Below are 18,485 nucleotides of genomic sequence, written 5' to 3'. Positions count from 1 at the left end.
ATTAATTTTCTCGTTGATCTTTTTCAAGAATGTATTGCTCAAACGAAGGCGGTAATGTCAGCTTATCATCCCAAGCGGGAAGGTCTGGACCGCTCGTATTTGGCATAAGTGGGACACCCTGCGACTGACGATTAAGCTGCTGCGCTCGGATATAGTTGTATTTACGGTGGCTTATTTCATTCATGGTCACGCCATCGCGCACGATGGTGGGCTTTAGAAAGACCATAAGATTACGTTTTCGTTTACTTGTGGTCGTTGTTTTAAATAAGTGTCCGAGAATAGGAATATCACCTAGCAAAGGCACTTTTGAGACACTTTCTTGAACGTCTTCGTCTATTAAGCCTCCAAGCACAATAGTGCCGCCATCATCCACGATAACAGTGGTTTTGATTTCGCGTTTATTGATGGAGATATCGACACCAGTAGCGCCACTGACGCTTGATACTTCTTGCTCAATCGTCATTTGAACAGCGTCGCCTTCGTTAATTTGAGGCGTGACTTTTAGTTTAATACCCACTTCTTGGCGGTCGACGGTTTGGAAAGGATTAGAATTGTTCGCGCCTGTGCTCGACCCTGTGATGATGGGCACTTCTTGACCAACAATAAAAAACGCTTCTTCATTGTCCATGGTCGTTAAATGAGGTGTGGCTAAGATATTCGAATTGGTGTCGTTACTTACCGCTTGAACCACAGCGCCCCATCCGTTTTGAATGACCCCCGCAATTAAGCCATTTGCCCCGCCTAAGAGTTGGGCAAGCGGTGTTAAATTACCCTCTTGAGTTTGGGTAGTGGGCACTACATCACCGTTCGGACCGATGGCTGTGCCAGTGATTGTGGTGTCTTCCGCCTCTCTTAGGGCTACGCCTAAGCTGCCCACTGGAATGACGCCGTTGCCAAATTGCGTGCCGCCGCCTTCTTCCGAAACCCACTGCACGCCTAAGGTGACGCCATCACCTTCAAATACCTCTACAATGATGGCTTCTACCTGAACTTGTGCTCTGCGCACGTCGAGCTGGCGAATCACATCTTCCAAAGAGCGCATCATGTCGGGTTCGGCGGTAATTACCAGTGAGTTACTGTCTTCGTGCGCGTCTATGCTAACGTCGCGATTTCCACCGGCACCTCTTCTCGCCTGTTGCGCTGGCTGTCCTTCTGACTGAATCGACGCGCTCACACCTTGCAAGACTTTCACGAGGTCTTCTGCTTTGGCGTAGTTCAAAAAAATCACACGAGTGTTGCCACTGCTTTCTAACTCTTGGTCCATTCTTTCGATAAGGTTGATCAGGCGTTGACGCGCCTTTACGTCGCCACTCACAATCACGCTGTTGGTGCGATCATCTGCTACGATGCGAGGTGTTGATTTGCCGCCGGCGGCTTGTTTGCCAGCAGAGTTATTAATACTGTCGATGATTCGCACCATTTCAGAGGCGCTTGCATACCTTAATTTAATGACTTCAACTTCTTCATCGCCTGCACGGTCAACACGCTCAATAATTTCTACTAAGCGATTTACCACAGCGGCTCTTCCGGTGAGCATCATAACGTTACTAGGGTCGTGACTTACCACATTTCCGCCGCCTTGTTGGTCATTGAGTTGGCGCAATATTGGCGCAAGCTCTCTTACCGGAACGTTGTAAACAGGCAGTACCCGCGTGATCATTTCGTCACCGTCAAATCTGGTGCCCTCTACCACCGGAATATTCGACGCTTTAGCATCTTTTGAGCGCACGACTTTAAGAATGCCGTTAGGCATTTCTACTACTGCAAAATCGTATACTTGAAGTACGTTCAAGAAAAATTGGTAATATTGCTGCTCATCGAGCAGGTCATAGCTGCGAACGCTGATTTTGCCTCGCACATTGGGGTCAACGATGATGGTACGTTTTAGATTTTTACCTACAATATTAATGAACTCAGTAATTTCTGTGTTTTTGAAATTAGGTTGATATTCTGCGGCGATACTCATGCTCGAGACGCTTAGGCTGCCTAAAAGTACAGCAAGCGAGAGCGAAACGATGGATACCATACGTTGGTAAGATTTCATCAATCTCATAACCAAACTACCTTCATTGTCTTAATCCCTTGGAATTTCTAAATTTAATGAGATGAACTCATCGTTTCGCAATACTTCGATGTCGAGACTTTGCGCATCGTTTAATAAAGTAACCGCTTCGAGAGCTTGTGCTGTGTCGGATAAATCATAACCATTTAGCTCAATGACTACATCACCCTCTTGTAATCCGACTTCTCTGAACAGGCTGGGGTCTTTACCCGCAGACACCTTATAACCAATAGGCATGCCGTCTTCAACGTATGGACTTAATCGAATAAAGTCCGCAAAATTTGCAGGCTCTTCAATTAATTGTTGGCGGATACGAGCCGCTTGCTCACTGGGCTGTGGACCTATTTGTGGTTCAGGTTGTCGACGGCCACGAGCGTCGTTCTCAGCGGTCTCTATTGGTTGATTTTGCTCGCGTAAACGATTGGCCTCTTCAAAATCGATTCCTTCGAGCATAAGGGTTTCACGGGTCACTCGATTCTTTATAATAACGCGGTCTTCATAAATTTCATCAAGCGTAACCTGAGTGCCTTCAATTTTATCGCCTATGCCGTAAGTGTTTTGGCTGTTGCGGTATTCAATAACCGCAGCGCCCACGTCCGGAGACGGGGAGGATACCACTCCTGACAGTATCAAATTCAGTTTGGTTTCAGGTGCGTCTGTTACATCTTGTTGCACGGGGGCTTGCGGCTTTGCTGCAGCGTCGCCAAACAAATTGAGCTTTAACAATCGGGTAAGGTTGGTTTTGCTATCATTCGCCCTCACATTGCTGGTTTGCTGTGAGCTTGCTTGATATTGGCTGGTGCTTGACTCGGGACGCGGCATTAACTGCCATGTGAGTTGGGCAGCAAACGCGATGAGGTAAAGCGCCAGAACCACCACCACCGCCAAAATGATTTTTTTGTCATTTTGTTGATAGAATTGAGCAATGGGCGTTAGGTTGAGCTTGTCGATTGTCATTACTTCTCGTTTGGGTAGCGCTTTGATGCCAAAATAATAGGACACCAATCATAGCTAGTGTGATGGTGATGAACAATAGCCAAGATCATTTGCGACATAATTTTTACATAATATTGACCTTAATAGGCGATAAAAGTGCATAAAAAATGACGAAGTCATTTTGGCCGTGAGAAATAATCGAAATACGAGCGCAGAACGAGAAACAGAACGAGGACACTCAACGTGAAAAAGCGAGAAGCTGAAAAAAAGCGAGGACACTCAAACACCACTTCTGAGAATGAAACCTCCATTCGTCTCGATAAGTGGGTTTGGGCCGCGAGATTTTGCAAAACTCGCTCTATTGCCAGAGATTTGATTCAGGCCGGTAAGATCACGTATAACGGTCAAAGAACAAAACCGAGTCGTTTAGTAGAGATAGGAGCCGAGCTTAAAATTCCGGCAGGATTTGATACAAAAACGGTAACGGTTCGGCATCTTTCGGACAAAAGGGTATCTGCAGCGTTGGCTAGCGAGTTCTATTGCGAAACTGAAGAAAGCCTTTTGCAACGCGCTCGAAACGCAGAAGCAAGAAAATTAAGCGTTTTTCATAGTCCAAGACCTGATAGTCGCCCTGATAAAAAGCAGCGACGACAAATCATTAAATTCAAGAATCAATAAAAGGTATCAAATGAACGATAAATTAACGCGATTTTTATTCGAAGACAGAGCTGTTAGAGGTGAGGTCGTTCAGTTACAAGGCAGCTATCAATCAGTGCTTGAGTCTTATCACTATCCCAAGCCCATAGCTCAATTGCTAGGTGAACTAATGGCTGCAGCAAGTTTGCTGACCGCCACATTAAAATTTAAAGGTGAAGTATCGCTGCAGATTCAGAGCGAGGGTGCAGTTAAATATGCGGTGATTAACGGGACTCATGACCAAAGACTGCGGGGTGTTGCTCGCTGGGACGAAGGTTTGCAAGAATTGCCAACAGAATTTTCTTCGCTGTTTAAAAAAGGTGTTTTAGCCATTACGCTTGCGCCAAAGGATAAAGAGAGATACCAAGGCGTGGTTGCGTTAGATAAGGATAGCTTAGCGGCTTGCTTGGAAAATTATTTTTTGCAATCAGAACAGCTGCTTACCAAAGTGTATCTTGCTACTAGTTTAGACAGTGCACCTAAGGCTGCAGGTATGCTCCTGCAGATTGTGCCCCCAACTAGTGAAACATATCAAGGTGGAGACAATAAGGACTTTGAGCATCTAGCGATGTTTGCAGACACTACTAAGTCAAACGAGTTGCTAGAACTTAATCCTGAAGTATTGATACACCGATTGTTCAACGAAGAGGACATCCGACTCTTTGAAACGCAAGATGTTTTGTTTGAATGCGACTGTTCTAAAGCTCGCAGTGCACAAGCTCTTCAGAATGTCGCAAAAACTGAATTACTCACGATGATTGACGAAGATGGCGATATTAAAATGGACTGCCAATTTTGTCATCAGCAGTATGTGTTTGACGCAGTCGATATTGAAAATATACACAACGATAACTTTGATGCGTTTAACTCAGATGGGAGGATAGATGAGAGGACACTCAAACATTAGATTTGACATGAGATGCTGGGATCTTTTTTGCGGGATTTTTGAGGACACTCAACTACAGCGATAAATAAATATGGCTTGTATCGAGGCCAATGTGCTTTGTTGGGTGTCCTTTTGTTCCGGCGCCCTTATGTTTCTTTTGCTTACTTTCGCTTATCTAGTTACTTATTTCATTCGATAGGGTTTGTAGTGCAGCTTGAGCGAAAAGCCAGCGACTAGTCCACCGTTTTTGTGGTTATAAAATGCCATCTGTCCTCCGTGACTTTCAATAATTCGTTTCGTTATCGCCAGTCCGAGTCCGGAACCTTGCGTGCCTCTTGCTTTATCGCCTTGAACAAAGGGATTAAATAGTTTTTCAATTTGGGTGTCCTCAATGCCTTTGCCGTAATCTCTTACGCCACAAAAAACAGAAACCGTTTTGGGTTCAAAATGAGTCATTACTTCTATGTTTTGACTGCCATACCGAAAGGCGTTTTCTATTAAATTTTCCAGCACGCGCTTGATCCCAATAACGCGCAATCGAATAGGTGGAACCTCTTGCAGACAAAGTTTAATGCGATGAGTGTCCTCGATGTTGTGAGCCATCACAAGTTCTTCAATTAACTCATTGATGTTTATCATCTCAAACTGTTCTTGCTGATCTTGGCGTGCATAATCAATAAATTGATTGATAATTTCGTTCATATCTTCAATATCGTGCTCAATTCCTTGTTTTATCCACTCTTGATCGTCTGGAAGCATTTCGCTTGCTAAACGAATACGCGTGAGCGGTGTGCGCAAATCATGGGATATACCGGCAGTCATCAGTATACGGTCACTCTCTAATTGTTTTATATTTGAAGACATATGATTAAACGCTGTCGTGACAGAGATAATTTCGGTGCTGCCTTCCAATGGCAAAGCTTCGGGAAATTGGCCTCTTCCTACTTCCTTTGCCGCGCGCTGAAGCGCTTGCAGTGGTTTATTTAAACGTCTTACAAATAACCAACCACCGAGGACACTCAAACCGCCAATGACAATAAAGTACATGGTCAGCGGCGATAGCTCTTCTTCGCCAATCCCAACTAACGGAATTGATATCCAAATATCGGAGGTCGGTGACGGACGTATCCAAATCATGTAATCAGAACCGGTTTTGATTCGTACCTCGGTATCAGTTCCTAGTTTTTCGCTAACGCTTTGCGCCATAAATGCATAATATGTTGCTTCTGATAATCCAGCATGCATTGCACTGACTTCGTCATGAAAACGAATGCCCGTGCGTTCAAATAAGCGCCGTTTTTCGGATTGGGAAAAGGTGGTAATGTCGCTAACAAACAGCGTTGCGACTTGGTTTGAAACTAATGTGTTGATTTGGTTGTAACTGGGACTGATAAAGTAATGAGCAATAGACAGATATGAAACTACTTGATTAACAAATAACAGCAATCCGATAAGGACAATGGTTTGTGAAAATGTGCTCTTAGGTAATAAGCGCATTGCGTTAAGCGTTAGGTCCCTTCACCATCGGGAACAAATACGTATCCAAGGCCCCACACGGTTTGTATATACCGTGGATTAGCTGGGTCTGCCTCTAGCATTCTTCTTAAGCGAGAAACCTGCACGTCGATACTGCGTTCCATTGCGCTGTAATCTCTGCCGCGAGCCAAATTCATAAGCTTGTCTCGAGACAGCGGTTCCCTCGGATGAGAAACCAAAGACTTAAGCACTGCAAACTCTCCGCTCGTTAAGGTGATAGGTTCACCATTATCTGTCATCGCTCGAGTTGCTAGGTTCAAGGTAAATCGACCAAAAGAAACGCTATGCTCAGATTGAGAGGGGGCGCCTGGCGCTTCATTTGTTTTGCGTCTTAGCACCGCTTTAGCGCGAGCAAGCAACTCTCTGGGGTTAAATGGTTTGGGTAAATAGTCGTCAGCCCCCATTTCTAATCCGATAATCCGGTCGACTTCATCACCTTTTGCGGTGAGCATAATGATGGGGATTTCATTTTTTTGTTGGCGTAATCGACGACATATTGATAGGCCGTCTTCGTCGGGGAGCATTAAATCGAGCACGATGAGATGAAAATTCTCACGAGCTAGCAAACGGTCCATCTGTTCAGCATTAGCTGCGGCACGCACCTGATAACCTTGCTCGACGAGATATCTCTCTAGCAAGGCACGAAGCCGCATATCGTCATCGACAACTAAAATCTTAGTGGTTTCTTGGCCCATCAGACAATCCCTTCCTATTTTTTCGAAAACTATACCCTAGCGATGTCAGCAAGCCAATAATGCAAGTGTTTCATATTGTTACAAGGTTAAATCTAGTTGTCGGCAACCCAATCCATCTGATATCCCGCCCGACGTTTTTTATCAATGAGCTCTTCAATCAATGGCGTCAGTATAAGTTCCATCGCGAGCCCCATCTTCCCGCCTGGCACCACAATCGTATTGACTCTAGACATAAAAGCACCATCAATCATTTGCAGTAGGTACGTGAAATTGACGTTTTTCATTTCGCGTCGAAAGCGCACTACGACAAAACTTTCATCTTGTGAGGGAATTTCACGGGCGCTAAAAGGATTTGAAGTATCAACGGTAGGCACACGCTGAAAGTTAATATGCGTGCGTGAAAACTGAGGTGTAATGTAATGAAAATAGTCGTCTAAGCTTCTTACAATACTGCTCATCACAGCGTCCCTGGAATGACCACGGTCGGTGGTGTCTCGCACAATTTTCTGAATCCACTCTAAGTTTACGATGGGCACCATACCCACTAACAGGTCGACATACGATGCAACGTCAGTGTCTTCGGTGCGTACCCCACCATGCAAGCCTTCGTAAAACAATAAATCTGTACTTTCAGGCAGCTCTTGCCATGGCGTAAATGTGCCAGGCATTTGATTGAAGGGAACTGCTTCGTCAAAAGTGTGAAGATATTGTCTGAATTGACCATTCCCTGCTTCACCGTATTGCTTAAAGAGCGCTTCTAACAGTTCAAAGTCATTAGCTTTAGGCCCAAAATAACTAATGTGTTTACCTTGTTCTTGTGCCTTGCGAATTTCAACCTCCATCTCCGGTCGTGTAAAGCGATGAAAGCTGTCACCACCTACGCTTGCAGCATTTATTTCTAAATTCCGAAAAATATGCCTAATAGCATTGGTCGTTGTGGTTGTGCCGGCTCCAGAGCTACCGGTTATTGCGATAATGGGATGTTTGACTGACATATCACTGCAAATTGATGAGCGTTGCCCTTTTATATGCAAGTGGGCAACTGGGGTCAAGGCATTTTTATGGTCTCGCCTGTTTTGTGAAGAAGTTTTCACAGGGACACTCAACGTGTTTTCTCGGGGACACTCAACGGAATTTTTACGCACATGCGCAATTGTCTAGCTGTGTTATGGTGAAAATGGAGCGAGCGGAATCGGTTCAGATTTCCGAATAGCGTCTAAAAACAATGACCAAAACCTACTCATCGTTAAAAACCTGCCTAAGGTACAGCTGTTGATATGTTTGCATGCAGTTATTATTGAGAACATGACTTATGCAAGAAAAAATCTCATAAATTTAGAAGACACGCAGTTCTATCATTGCGTTTCACGTTGCGTTCGGCGCGCTTTTCTCTGTGGCAAAGATAGGGTAACCGGTCGTAGCTACGAACACCGCAGAGCTTGGGTGGAAAAACGCTTACTGTTACTGGGTGAAGTATTTTCGATAGATATTTGTGCTTATGCCGTAATGCATAATCACACTCATGTGGTGCTACATGTCAATATATTAGAAAATATGACGCTAACCGACCTAGAAGTGCTGCAACGGTGGGCGAGAATTCGCAATATGGACGCTATTTGTATGCGTTATTTATGCACGGATAAAAGACCTAAACTAAGTGAGCATGAACTTATTCATGTTGCAAATACTGCAACTGAAATAAGAGCTAAGCTTAATAGCATCAGTTGGTTTATGAGTTGTCTGAATCAATATATTGCTCGGAAAGCTAATAAAGAAGACGAATGTACGGGCCGTTTTTGGGAAGGTCGCTTCAAGTCGCAGGCACTGATGACGCAAAATGCTGTGCTCGCCTGTATGGCATACGTAGATTTGAATCCTATTCGAGCAGGAATTTCGCAGGATATTCTTGATTCCTCTCATACAAGTATTCGAAAGCGGACGCGTTGTTCACATGATCATAAGTTGACCAAGCTTTTTCCTGTTGTTTACAGAAAAAAGCTCGTTGCTGACACGTTTTTGCATAAAGTTTCGCTAAATGACTACGTGAAAATGCTCAGTCAGGTGTCAATGGTAAATCCGTTCAGAGATGATCACCCTGTAAATATGGGTGCTCTAGATATTGACAGAAGTTGGATAAAGCGAGCAAGAGCCTTTGAAACTGAGTTTGCCTATGTTGCAGGGACGCAAACCCAGATAATCTCATATCGCAAAAAAGTGAGAGCAAATATGAATAGGCCTAGGCTTCCTGCGTTGAGGCTTAACTAAGTTCTTTCTCGCGTTCAATTGCTCTGTAAGCGATGTCTGTTCGATAAAACATTTCATCCCAGTCAATGCGTTTGACGATTTCATATGCCTTATGCTGTGCTTGAGATACGGAATCGCCTAGTGCAGTTGCGCACAACACACGCCCTCCTGACGTAAGCACTTTCCCATCCGAAAGAGTTGTTCCGGCATGAAAGACTTTACCCATTTCATCTGGCACATTTTCTAAGCCTGAAATTAACTTTCCTTTCCCATATCCATGGGGGTAACCCCCTGCCGCTAGCACAACACCAACGGCAGCGCGTGAGTCAAATGCGATGCTGGCTTGGTTTAGCTTGCCCTCGCAAGCGAGGACACACAACTCTACAAGATCGGATTGCAACCTCATCATGATGGGCTGGGTTTCAGGGTCCCCAAAGCGGCAATTATATTCAATGACTTTCGGCACCCCATTGCTATTTATCATTAACCCTGCGTACAAAAAGCCTTTATATGGAGTTCCTTCAGCGGCCATTCCCGCTATCGTTGGTTCAATAATTTCTTTCATTACGCGGTCATGAATTTCTGGTGTAACAACCGGTGCAGGTGAATATGCTCCCATTCCTCCGGTATTTGGACCGTTATCACCGTCGTAGGCTCGTTTGTGGTCTTGACTCGTTGCAAAGGGTAAGACGTTGCTTCCATCCACCATGACTATAAAACTTGCTTCTTCTCCATCTAAAAATTCCTCAATCACAACACGACTGCCAGCATCACCAAACTTATTACCGGCCAACATATCACGAACTGCATCAGCTGCCGTCTGTTCATCAAACGCGACAATTACACCTTTTCCTGCAGCGAGACCATCAGCTTTAATAACGATTGGAGTGCCAACTTTTGTTATGTAGTCGAGGGCTTGTTGAGTGTCCACGAAAGTTTGGTATGCGCCGGTAGGAATATTGTACTTTTTGAGAAAATCTTTGGTAAAGGCTTTAGAACCTTCAAGTTGCGCAGCTTTCTGAGACGGTCCAAAAATCATTAAACCATTAGCTTCGAACAAATCTACGACACCTGCAACTAAGGGGGCCTCAGGACCAACGATTGTTAGGTCTATTTTTTCAGTAAGTGCAAAAGTGAGTAATCCATCAATATCGTCACTGGAAACATTTACGTTTATAAGGTCTTTTTCTAAGGCTGTTCCAGCATTACCGGGAGCAACATATACTTTACTCACAAGAGGTGACTTTGCGGCTTGAATTGCTAACGCATGCTCTCTGCCGCCATTGCCTATTATCAAGACTTTCTTCACGTTGGGTGTCCTCAAATCGTTTAATGTTTAAAATGGCGCATGCCGGTAAATACCATAGCAATATTGTGTTCGTCTGCGGCCGCAATGACTTCATCATCACGCATTGACCCGCCAGGCTGAATGACCGCTGTAATCCCAGCGCTGGCAGCAGCATCAATGCCGTCTCTGAATGGAAAGAATGCGTCAGATGCCATAGCGCAACCTTCTACAACAAGGTTTTCATCTGCTGCCTTGATGCCAGCAATCTTTGCAGAGTAGACGCGACTCATCTGCCCAGCACCTACACCTATTGTCTGACCTGCTTTGCTATACACTATAGCGTTTGACTTAACGTACTTGGCAACCTTCCATGTAAACATCAAGTCTTCTAGTTCTTGCGCGTTGGGTGTCCTCTTAGTAACAACTTTCAAGTCTGACGCATCAACCATTCCAAAATCGCGCTCTTGCACTAGCATACCGCCATTTACCCTTTTAAAGTCATGCCCTTCCGTTAGCTGTCCTCGCCAGTCGCCGCATTCTAACAACCTTACATTCTGTTTTTGGGCAATAACTTCCTTCGCATCATCATTAACTGACGGTGCTATTATCACTTCCACAAATTGGCGAGATATAATCTTTTCAGCCGTTTCACCGTCCAGTTCGCGGTTAAATGCAATAATTCCACCAAAGGCTGAGGTAGGGTCTGTTTGGTAAGCTAATTCGTATGCTTGCGAGATTGTTTGGCTAATGGCGACACCGCAAGGATTCGCATGTTTAACAATCACACACGCGGGCTCTTCAAATTCTTTAACACACTCAAGCGCTGAGTCCGTGTCGGCTATATTATTAAATGAAAGGGCTTTGCCTTGAATCTGCACAGCGCTAGCCACCGATGCTTCTTGAATATCATGTTCAACATAAAACGCAGCGCTTTGATGGCTATTCTCACCATATCTGAGCTCTTGTTTTTTCGTCATCTGAATATTTAAGGTACGCGGAAAAAGGCTGTGCTCTAAATCACAATTGTCTTCACACTCATGGTCAACTTTATTGAGCTGCTTACCTAAATAATCTGCGATCATGCCCTCATACTGTGCAGTATGTTCGAATGCTTTGACCGCATAGTCGAATCGAAGTTTATAAGAAATTTGGTTGGCGCTGCTACTCAACTCATCAATTACAGCTTTATAGTCTGACGGGTTAACCACGATGAGGACATCTTTATGATTCTTCGCGGCTGCTCTCACCATAGTAGGACCACCAATATCGATATTTTCAATGGCGTCTTCAAGCGTACAGTCTTCTTTTGCGACCGTCGCAGCGAAGGGGTAAAGATTCACTACAACCAGGTCGATAGGTGCAATTTCATGTTTTTCCATAACACGGCTATCAATGTCTCTGCGCCCCAAAATGCCCCCATGAATCTTAGGGTGAAGGGTTTTCACGCGACCGTCCATTATTTCGGGATGTCCGGTATGTTCGCTAACATCTTTAACTGTGATACCAGATTGTCTCAGTAGACTAGCGGTACCGCCGGTCGACAGTATTTCGATGCCTTTTTCAGCAAGCGCTTTTGCTAGCTCGACGATACCAGTTTTATCAGAAACGCTTAATAGTGCGCGTTGAATGGAAGTTGATTGTTGCATGAGACTCTCGGTTGCGAATGAAATCGTTAAGTTGGGTGTCCTCGTTGCGGTAAACCTGATTAGTGCTGCATATAACGCAAAGGCGCGAGCATTTAAAAGTACGTTTAAGTGCTAATGGTTTTTGCAAGAGGGTTTGGGTGTCCTTCTAGCGCTAAATGATAACAAAAAAGAGCGCTAATTTGCGCTCTTTTTTGCATTGCGGTTTTTCGTATTAACCTAAACCGTATTGTTTAAGCTTCTTGCGAAGCGTGCCACGGTTTATGCCCATTAAGTTAGCTGCGCGCGTTTGGTTGCCGCGTGTATAAGTCATAACTTCTTCTAACAAAGGCGCTTCAATTTCGGCTAGCACCAACTCATAAAGATTATCGATGTCTTGGTTGTTTAGCTCTTTTAGATACTTATTAACCGCCTGCTTAACACTAGAGCGCAATGGCTTCTGTGCTTGCGATTGTGACGGTGTGGTAACGGTTGTGGTAAACGCTGATGTTAGATTTTGATCAAACATATATTCTACTGCTCTCTTATGTATTGCTTAACGCTAGGCTACATGGCTAAAGTCTTGTGACTGCTCATGCAACGATGAAAAATAATCGGTTAATGCTTCGAGCTGCTCATTTGCATCCTCGATTGCATTAAACGTCCGACGAAATCCCCTTGATTCGTCATGGGCTGTGACATACCAACCCACATGCTTGCGCGCTATCCTAACGCCTGAAAACTCTCCATAAAGCTCATAAAGTCCACGCATGTGCGTTAATAGGACTTCGCTTTGTTCAGTCACGCTGGGTTTCTTCAACCGCTTACCATTTTCCAAAAAACACTGAATTTGTTGGAAAATCCAAGGATTGCCCTGTGCCGCTCGTCCTATCATGATGCCGTCAGCACCGGTGTATTCCAGTACCCTCAAGGCATCATCTTCGTTGCAGATATCCCCATTTGCAATAATGGGAATATCAACTGCATCTTTAATAGCTTTTATCGTGTCGTACTCAACACCGCCTTTAAACATACAGCTACGCGTTCGTCCGTGAACCGCTAGAGACTGAATTCCGCTAGATTGCGCAATGCGCGCAATTTCAACTCCGTTTTTATTCTCAACATCCCAACCCGTCCGAATCTTTAAAGTAACGGGCACCTCTACTGCCTTGACCACTGCGTCTAAAATGCGAGCGACCAACGCTGGGTCTTGCAGCAATGCTGAACCTGCCAATTTTTTATTGACTTTTTTTGCAGGGCATCCCATGTTGATATCAATGATTTGAGCACCATTATCGACGTTAAGCTTCGCTGCCTGCGCCATCAACTCTGGTTCGCTCCCCGCAATTTGCACTGAACGAATACCTGATTCGCCTTCATGATTCATGCGGTTCATTGATTTCTCGGTTTGCCATACTCGTGGGTTGCTTGAAAGCATTTCAGATACTGCCAAGCCAGCGCCCATTTTTCTGCATAGTTCCCGAAAAGGACGGTCTGTAATACCGGCCATTGGTGCAAGTATCAAATTGTTCGATAATCTGTATGGACCTATCTGCAATTGACGCATGTTTATGTACCGCTAGTGACCACCTGTCTTTAGGGCGGCGTATACTACGTTTTTTTATTCGCTTTGGGAAGGTTATTTTTTAAACAAAAAATAGAAAAATTGCTTGACTATCGCGCGTTCAAGTCTATTTGCGATGTCCGACCAGTCTTACCCATTCTCCTTCGCTCACCACAGCGTCAAATGCAAAGTTTTGTTCATATTTGCTTAACACTTCATTGACTTGAGAGAGCAAAATACCTGACATAACTAAGCTTGTGCCAGGTCGGCAAAAGCCAGTAATGACTGAGCTTAGTTCTTTAAGAGGGGCGGCCAAAATATTTGCCATCACAACATCTGCTTGAAGTGAGGGTTGAGATTGCGGAAGGTAAAGCTCAAGTTTGTCAGCGACCTCATTATTCGCAGCATTTTGTTCGCTGGCCAGAAGTGCCTGAGGGTCAATATCAATGCCTATGACTCGTTTTGCCCCAAGTTTTAACGCAGCAACGGCCAATATTCCGCTTCCGCAACCAAAATCGACCATCGTGCTTTGCTCTAGAGTTTGTGCGTCAAGCCATTTCAGACATAGCGATGTAGTGGGGTGAGTCCCTGTTCCAAAGGCAAGTCCGGGGTCAAGCTTTACATTTACTGCTGAGGGATCTGGTGCATCACGCCAACTAGGACAAATCCATAAGCGCTCGCCAAACTTCATAGGATGAAAGTTTTCCATCCATTCCCGCTCCCACTCCTTATCTTCTAGTTGGTCGAGCACATAATGAAAGCCTTCCTCAAAGAAAGAGTGTGATGCGAGTTCGTCAATAACCGCTTGTATATCAAAATCAGCGTCATAAAGCCCGATAACTTGCGTGTCTGGCCAAAGCAGCACTTCGCCGGGCTTCGGTTCGTAAACGGGGGTGTCTTTGGCGTCAATAAAGGTAACGGCTTGCGCCTGCATATCATGTAGTATATCGCCTAATGCCTCGGCGTCTGCTGCTTTTACGTTTATTTTGATTTGTTGCCAAGGCATAAGTATATGGTCTCGTTAACTGAGTTGTTAATTAAGCGCATCAATCGATTTGCATCAACTAGTCGTTAAGTATGTGTATATGATGTTATCGAAGGCTACTTCTGAAGGCCGCCAAATATACATGATGGGAGCAGCTTGTTGCTAGTGATTCAATCAAAATTTGCAATTGAATGCCATCAAGCCGCTATCGAAAAGCTCTCGGTCTATTCTGCGCTTTGCTTTTTATCAGAATTCTCTTTCAATGCCTCGATTTGTGCCCATATAGCCTCTGCTTCTGCCGTTAGCATCGAGTAGGTTTTAATGTCGCCTTTACGCTGCGCGTGCATGGCCTGTTCGAGTTTCATGTCGTAGGTTTTTCTCAATTTTTTACTTGGGTCTGACTTGAATATTCCGAACATACAGGTTGCCTTCTATAAGGTTAGCAATTGACTAACATAACGTTTAAGTGGAGTAGTCATTACAGTGACATCGGGTGAAATGTTCACCTTTATTGCGGTATTTATGATCTCGCGTAGCGCTTCAAACTCTTCGTCTTGTCCCGACTCAAGCATCTGCAAGCTTGTGATAAGCGCTGCTTTTTCTTTTTGTGAGCGTTTCGAAATATTATGTAACTCACGTTTCACGTAGCTTGTCCATTCAGCTTGATAGCTATCTGCAATCCTCTCAGGGAAGGCTCGTAGGTCTCGTATGTCTTGATGCAAATCCACAATATCGTCCTTTTTATCGAGCACGTATCGATAACTAAATAGAGTGCTGATGTCGCATTGCCCGATGTTGAACGCGTTAATGTCTAACAATTCTATTCCTTTACTTTTTACAATAAGTTGGCTCGCTAGAGTTTTATAACGCTAATAAGCAAAGTTTAGTTTGTTTTAGCGTTTGAGAGTTAATTTGCTTGAGTGTCCTCAAAAAAATACTCAAAAAAATAGCCCAAAAAAATTTGAGTGTCCCCGAAAAAAATCCTCGTAAAAGGTCAAAAAAGTTTGAGTGTCCTCGAATAAACTCGGATAAAAAAACCAGCGCTTGGCTGGTTTTTTGGCTTACTTTTCGTTTTCGAGCTTTTTTTCTAGATAGTGGATGTTGGTGCCACCATTGAAGAAGTTCTCGTCGTGCATGATGCGTTGCTGCAGCGGTATGTTGGTCTTGATGCCGTCTACAACTAGCTCATTGAGTGCATGGCGCATTCGCGCGATAGCCTCGTCACGGCTCTCACCATAAGTAATAAGCTTGCCAATCATTGAGTCATAAAAAGGCGGTACGGTATAGCCTGAATATATATGCGACTCCCAACGAACCCCTAATCCACCGGGTGAATGGAACATGTTGATCTTACCGGGACTTGGAATGAAGGTATTAGGGTCTTCAGCATTTATACGGCATTCAATCGCGTGGCCATGCACTTTTACCTGTTCTTGGGAGATAGATAAAGGCTGGCCGGCTGCTATACGAAGCTGCTCTTTAATTAAGTCAACGCCGGTCACCATCTCTGTCACGGGATGCTCAACCTGAATACGCGTGTTCATTTCAATAAAGTAGAATTCGCCATTTTCATATAAAAACTCAAATGTACCTGCACCGCGATAGTTAATTTCAATACAGGCGCGGCGACAACGCTCGCCAATTTTATCTCGCATCGATTGTGAGATGCCAGGCGCCGGAGCCTCTTCCACTACTTTCTGATGACGACGCTGCATCGAGCAGTCACGCTCACCCAAATGTATGGCGTTACCTTGTCCGTCGGCCAATACCTGAATTTCTACGTGGCGAGGATTCTCGAGGTATTTTTCCATGTACACAATATCGTTATTAAACGCTGCACCCGCTTCTTGTTTGGTTGCACTAATCGACGATTCAAGTTCATCTTCACTGCGCACAACTCGCATTCCGCGTCCGCCGCCGCCGCCGGCTGCTTTTACGATCATTGGATATCCGATACGCTTAGCAATCGCGCGGTTTTTTTCCATATCGCTACCTAGTGGGCCGTCAGACCCTGGCACGCACGGTACGCCGGCCTTACGCATTGCGGCAATCGCCGATACCTTGTCGCCCATTAAGTTAATGGTGTCGGCCGTTGGGCCAATAAACACAAAGCCTGACTTTTCTACGGCTTCGGCAAAATCAGCGTTTTCAGATAAAAATCCATAGCCCGGATGAATTGCAATGGCGTTAGTGACCTCAGCCGCAGCGATAATGCGAGGGATGTTCAGGTAGCTCTCAGATGCAGGTGCGTTTCCAATACAGATTGACTCATCGGCCAGCAGTACGTGTTTTAAATTACGGTCGGCGGTAGAGTGTGCCGCCACCGTTTTGATGCCAAGCTCTTTACAGGCTCGCAATATTCTTAAGGCAATTTCGCCGCGATTGGCGATAAGCACTTTATCTAACATGAGTTGGCCCTTTTTTTATTCGATCACAAATAGAGGCTGGTCAAATTCAACGGGCTCTTGATTGCTAACCAGAATGTCTTTCACCACACCGTCGGTGTCGGCTTCAATTTGGTTCATCATTTTCATTGCTTCAATAATGCAAAGCACATCGCCTTTTTTCACTGTTTGTCCAACTTCTGCAAAGGGCTTTGATTCGGGAGAAGACGAACGATAAAAGGTGCCTACCATTGGCGATTTTAAGACATGCCCAGAATTAGCTGCAGGCTCAGCTACCGCAGGAGCCGCAACTGGAGCCGCAGGTGGCGCCTGCACGGGCGCTTGCTGCATATACTGCACTGGCTGAGCCGATTGGGCGGTTGCCCCGCGATGGATGCGCACCGACTCTTCGCCTTCCGTAATTTCTAACTCAGCAATGCCCGATTCTTCAACCAACTCAATGAGTTTTTTGATTTTTCTAATATCCATGATGTCGCCTTGTTTCTTATATGTTGTGCTTATTTGATTTTAATGTGTTTTATTATTTTGTTTGGCTGGCGATTAATGCGTCAATTGCCAGTGCATAGCCCAATGTACCCAGACCTACAATCAGGCCATTTGCTATATCTGATAAGTATGAAGTGTGCCTAAACGTTTCGCGTGCGTGAATATTGGAAAGGTGAACTTCGATAAATGGAATTTTTGTACCTAAAAAAGCATCTCGCAAAGCAATACTGGTATGGGTGTAGGCACCCGGGTTAATTACAACACCGTCAACCTTATTCATATGCTCATGAACGCAGTCAATTAATGCGTGTTCAGCATTTGATTGAAAACACTGCAAACTCGCACCTTTTGCATGAGCGTGCTGCACTAAAGAAGCCTCAATATCTGCGAGGGTTTCATGCCCGTATACCTCAGGCTCGCGCTTTCCTAGTAAGTTTAAGTTTGGGCCGTTGATTAACAGTAAATTCATGTAAATAGCGCTTAATTGTTAGGATTGTGTCGTTATTATGCAAAAAACAATCAGTGTGTCTAATTTATGAGCATCTTTGACGCGCTAACGGTTTTTTACCTTCAGAAAATGGAAAATAACACACAATGCAGCATGTTTTCAGCAAATTACTGGTCTAATCAGCGAAGTTGTCGCATTTGGGAGACGAAAGATGAAAAAGGACGAAAGACCGAAGCCATGTTTGTGATTTAGTAAGGAGTGATTGGTCGCTCCTAACCATGCACAGGTCCCTAAGCGTTAATAATCGTCGCTGTGAGGTCAAGTCCATCGGTGCACGATAAAGTGACAGGGCAATCGATAAATGCCCAAAGATAAAAAAGATAAAGACGAAACTGCTATAAAAGAGTGCTGTTTATCTTGGTAGGAATTAAAAAGGCTTAATAATGATAGTTGAGTGGTGACCTTTAACAGGTAGGGGCCTTAGCTTGAAAACATCGAAATCATGGATGATTTCGCCGAGCGCCCATGGATGGGTTCGCAGCGTTTTTCAAGCTAAGGCCCCTACCTGTCAATACTGCATTGATGCTTAATAGCAACATACAACAACACCTTATGAAAAAATAGCTAAGTTA

At 44.6% G+C, this 18,485-nt stretch carries 18 protein-coding genes; 3 read left to right on the top strand and 15 right to left on the bottom strand.

Annotated elements, in window-relative coordinates; all coding sequences use genetic code 11:
- Nucleotide 1 precedes the first annotated feature (1 nt).
- Nucleotides 2-2,044, bottom strand: coding sequence for a type II secretion system secretin GspD (gene gspD / locus ACFO4O_RS00370; RefSeq protein WP_382405478.1), 2,043 nt, complete (start codon nucleotides 2,042-2,044; stop codon nucleotides 2-4).
- 30 nt (nucleotides 2,045-2,074) lie between these two features.
- On the bottom strand, nucleotides 2,075-3,019 hold the full coding sequence (gene gspC / locus ACFO4O_RS00365) for a type II secretion system protein GspC (RefSeq protein ID WP_382405210.1): 945 nt from the start codon (nucleotides 3,017-3,019) through the stop codon (nucleotides 2,075-2,077).
- 222 nt (nucleotides 3,020-3,241) lie between these two features.
- Here gspC and ACFO4O_RS00360 point away from each other — a divergent pair, with 222 nt between their 5' ends.
- Nucleotides 3,242-3,676, top strand: a complete 435-nt coding sequence (locus ACFO4O_RS00360; RefSeq protein ID WP_382405209.1) for an RNA-binding S4 domain-containing protein — start codon at nucleotides 3,242-3,244, stop codon at nucleotides 3,674-3,676.
- Nucleotides 3,677-3,686: 10 nt separating this feature from the next.
- Nucleotides 3,687-4,601, top strand: a complete 915-nt coding sequence (gene hslO / locus ACFO4O_RS00355; protein WP_382405207.1) for an Hsp33 family molecular chaperone HslO — start codon at nucleotides 3,687-3,689, stop codon at nucleotides 4,599-4,601.
- 162 nt (nucleotides 4,602-4,763) lie between these two features.
- Here the strand turns inward: hslO and envZ are convergent, their stop codons facing one another.
- The 3 genes from envZ to ACFO4O_RS00340 all read right to left on the bottom strand — a co-directional run bounded on the left by envZ (nucleotide 4,764) and on the right by ACFO4O_RS00340 (nucleotide 7,806).
- The gene (gene envZ / locus ACFO4O_RS00350) at nucleotides 4,764-6,077 is read right to left on the bottom strand and encodes a two-component system sensor histidine kinase EnvZ (RefSeq protein ID WP_382405205.1); all 1,314 of its coding nucleotides are present in this window, start codon (nucleotides 6,075-6,077) and stop codon (nucleotides 4,764-4,766) included.
- 11 nt (nucleotides 6,078-6,088) lie between these two features.
- Nucleotides 6,089-6,811: an osmolarity response regulator transcription factor OmpR gene (gene ompR, locus ACFO4O_RS00345; RefSeq protein ID WP_382405203.1), complete on the bottom strand. Its 723-nt coding sequence runs from the start codon at nucleotides 6,809-6,811 to the stop codon at nucleotides 6,089-6,091.
- Between the two features lie 92 nt (nucleotides 6,812-6,903).
- Complete coding sequence (locus tag ACFO4O_RS00340) at nucleotides 6,904-7,806, bottom strand: phosphoribulokinase (RefSeq protein ID WP_382405202.1); 903 nt, start codon at nucleotides 7,804-7,806, stop codon at nucleotides 6,904-6,906.
- Between the two features lie 448 nt (nucleotides 7,807-8,254).
- Here ACFO4O_RS00340 and ACFO4O_RS00335 point away from each other — a divergent pair, with 448 nt between their 5' ends.
- Complete coding sequence (locus tag ACFO4O_RS00335; protein WP_382405200.1) at nucleotides 8,255-9,076, top strand: hypothetical protein; 822 nt, start codon at nucleotides 8,255-8,257, stop codon at nucleotides 9,074-9,076.
- Here the strand turns inward: ACFO4O_RS00335 and purD are convergent.
- The 10 genes from purD to aroQ form a co-directional block, all read right to left on the bottom strand.
- The gene (purD, locus tag ACFO4O_RS00330) at nucleotides 9,069-10,364 is read right to left on the bottom strand and encodes a phosphoribosylamine--glycine ligase (RefSeq protein ID WP_382405199.1); all 1,296 of its coding nucleotides are present in this window, start codon (nucleotides 10,362-10,364) and stop codon (nucleotides 9,069-9,071) included. The genes ACFO4O_RS00335 and purD overlap by 8 nt on opposite strands.
- Nucleotides 10,365-10,384: 20 nt before the next feature.
- Nucleotides 10,385-11,989, bottom strand: a complete 1,605-nt coding sequence (gene purH, locus ACFO4O_RS00325) for a bifunctional phosphoribosylaminoimidazolecarboxamide formyltransferase/IMP cyclohydrolase (protein ID WP_382405197.1) — start codon at nucleotides 11,987-11,989, stop codon at nucleotides 10,385-10,387.
- A gap of 211 nt (nucleotides 11,990-12,200) precedes the next feature.
- On the bottom strand, nucleotides 12,201-12,494 hold the full coding sequence (gene fis, locus ACFO4O_RS00320) for a DNA-binding transcriptional regulator Fis (RefSeq protein WP_371194355.1): 294 nt from the start codon (nucleotides 12,492-12,494) through the stop codon (nucleotides 12,201-12,203).
- A 33-nt stretch (nucleotides 12,495-12,527) separates the two neighbouring features.
- Nucleotides 12,528-13,523 carry a tRNA dihydrouridine synthase DusB gene (dusB, locus tag ACFO4O_RS00315; protein ID WP_382405477.1) on the bottom strand — a complete coding sequence of 332 codons (996 nt, stop codon included), beginning with the start codon at nucleotides 13,521-13,523 and terminating at the stop codon, nucleotides 12,528-12,530.
- 133 nt (nucleotides 13,524-13,656) lie between these two features.
- Entirely contained in the window at nucleotides 13,657-14,535 is an 879-nt protein-coding gene (gene prmA / locus ACFO4O_RS00310; protein ID WP_382405195.1) for a 50S ribosomal protein L11 methyltransferase, read from the bottom strand.
- Nucleotides 14,536-14,738: 203 nt separating this feature from the next.
- Nucleotides 14,739-14,933 carry a DUF6435 family protein gene (locus tag ACFO4O_RS00305; protein WP_382405193.1) on the bottom strand — a complete coding sequence of 65 codons (195 nt, stop codon included), beginning with the start codon at nucleotides 14,931-14,933 and terminating at the stop codon, nucleotides 14,739-14,741.
- A 12-nt stretch (nucleotides 14,934-14,945) separates the two neighbouring features.
- On the bottom strand, nucleotides 14,946-15,332 hold the full coding sequence (locus ACFO4O_RS00300) for a hypothetical protein (protein ID WP_382405192.1): 387 nt from the start codon (nucleotides 15,330-15,332) through the stop codon (nucleotides 14,946-14,948).
- Between the two features lie 243 nt (nucleotides 15,333-15,575).
- Nucleotides 15,576-16,922, bottom strand: coding sequence for an acetyl-CoA carboxylase biotin carboxylase subunit (gene accC, locus ACFO4O_RS00295; protein ID WP_382405191.1), 1,347 nt, complete (start codon nucleotides 16,920-16,922; stop codon nucleotides 15,576-15,578).
- 15 nt (nucleotides 16,923-16,937) lie between these two features.
- Entirely contained in the window at nucleotides 16,938-17,387 is a 450-nt protein-coding gene (gene accB, locus ACFO4O_RS00290) for an acetyl-CoA carboxylase biotin carboxyl carrier protein (protein WP_382405189.1), read from the bottom strand.
- A 52-nt stretch (nucleotides 17,388-17,439) separates the two neighbouring features.
- Nucleotides 17,440-17,874 (bottom strand): type II 3-dehydroquinate dehydratase, encoded by a 435-nt coding sequence (gene aroQ, locus ACFO4O_RS00285; protein WP_382405188.1) that lies wholly within the window; start codon nucleotides 17,872-17,874, stop codon nucleotides 17,440-17,442.
- Nucleotides 17,875-18,485 lie beyond the last annotated feature (611 nt).

This window comes from Glaciecola siphonariae (genome assembly GCF_042652645.1).
Lineage (GTDB): Bacteria > Pseudomonadota > Gammaproteobacteria > Enterobacterales > Alteromonadaceae > Glaciecola > Glaciecola siphonariae.
The sequence above is the reverse complement of the archived record's forward strand: the minus strand, read 5'-3'. Positions and strand labels throughout refer to the sequence as shown.

What these genes read in the sequence shown, in the direction of transcription:
- gspD (WP_382405478.1), bottom strand. Translation starts at nt 2,044, where the DNA reads ATGAAATCTTACCAACGTATGGTATCCATCGTTTCGCTCTCGCTTGCT.
- gspC (WP_382405210.1), bottom strand. Translation starts at nt 3,019, where the DNA reads ATGACAATCGACAAGCTCAACCTAACGCCCATTGCTCAATTCTATCAA.
- hslO (WP_382405207.1), top strand. Translation starts at nt 3,687, where the DNA reads ATGAACGATAAATTAACGCGATTTTTATTCGAAGACAGAGCTGTTAGA.
- envZ (WP_382405205.1), bottom strand. Translation starts at nt 6,077, where the DNA reads ATGCGCTTATTACCTAAGAGCACATTTTCACAAACCATTGTCCTTATC.
- ompR (WP_382405203.1), bottom strand. Translation starts at nt 6,811, where the DNA reads ATGGGCCAAGAAACCACTAAGATTTTAGTTGTCGATGACGATATGCGG.
- ACFO4O_RS00340 (WP_382405202.1), bottom strand. Translation starts at nt 7,806, where the DNA reads ATGTCAGTCAAACATCCCATTATCGCAATAACCGGTAGCTCTGGAGCC.
- purH (WP_382405197.1), bottom strand. Translation starts at nt 11,989, where the DNA reads ATGCAACAATCAACTTCCATTCAACGCGCACTATTAAGCGTTTCTGAT.
- fis (WP_371194355.1), bottom strand. Translation starts at nt 12,494, where the DNA reads ATGTTTGATCAAAATCTAACATCAGCGTTTACCACAACCGTTACCACA.
- prmA (WP_382405195.1), bottom strand. Translation starts at nt 14,535, where the DNA reads ATGCCTTGGCAACAAATCAAAATAAACGTAAAAGCAGCAGACGCCGAG.
- ACFO4O_RS00305 (WP_382405193.1), bottom strand. Translation starts at nt 14,933, where the DNA reads ATGTTCGGAATATTCAAGTCAGACCCAAGTAAAAAATTGAGAAAAACC.
- accC (WP_382405191.1), bottom strand. Translation starts at nt 16,922, where the DNA reads ATGTTAGATAAAGTGCTTATCGCCAATCGCGGCGAAATTGCCTTAAGA.
- accB (WP_382405189.1), bottom strand. Translation starts at nt 17,387, where the DNA reads ATGGATATTAGAAAAATCAAAAAACTCATTGAGTTGGTTGAAGAATCG.
- aroQ (WP_382405188.1), bottom strand. Translation starts at nt 17,874, where the DNA reads ATGAATTTACTGTTAATCAACGGCCCAAACTTAAACTTACTAGGAAAG.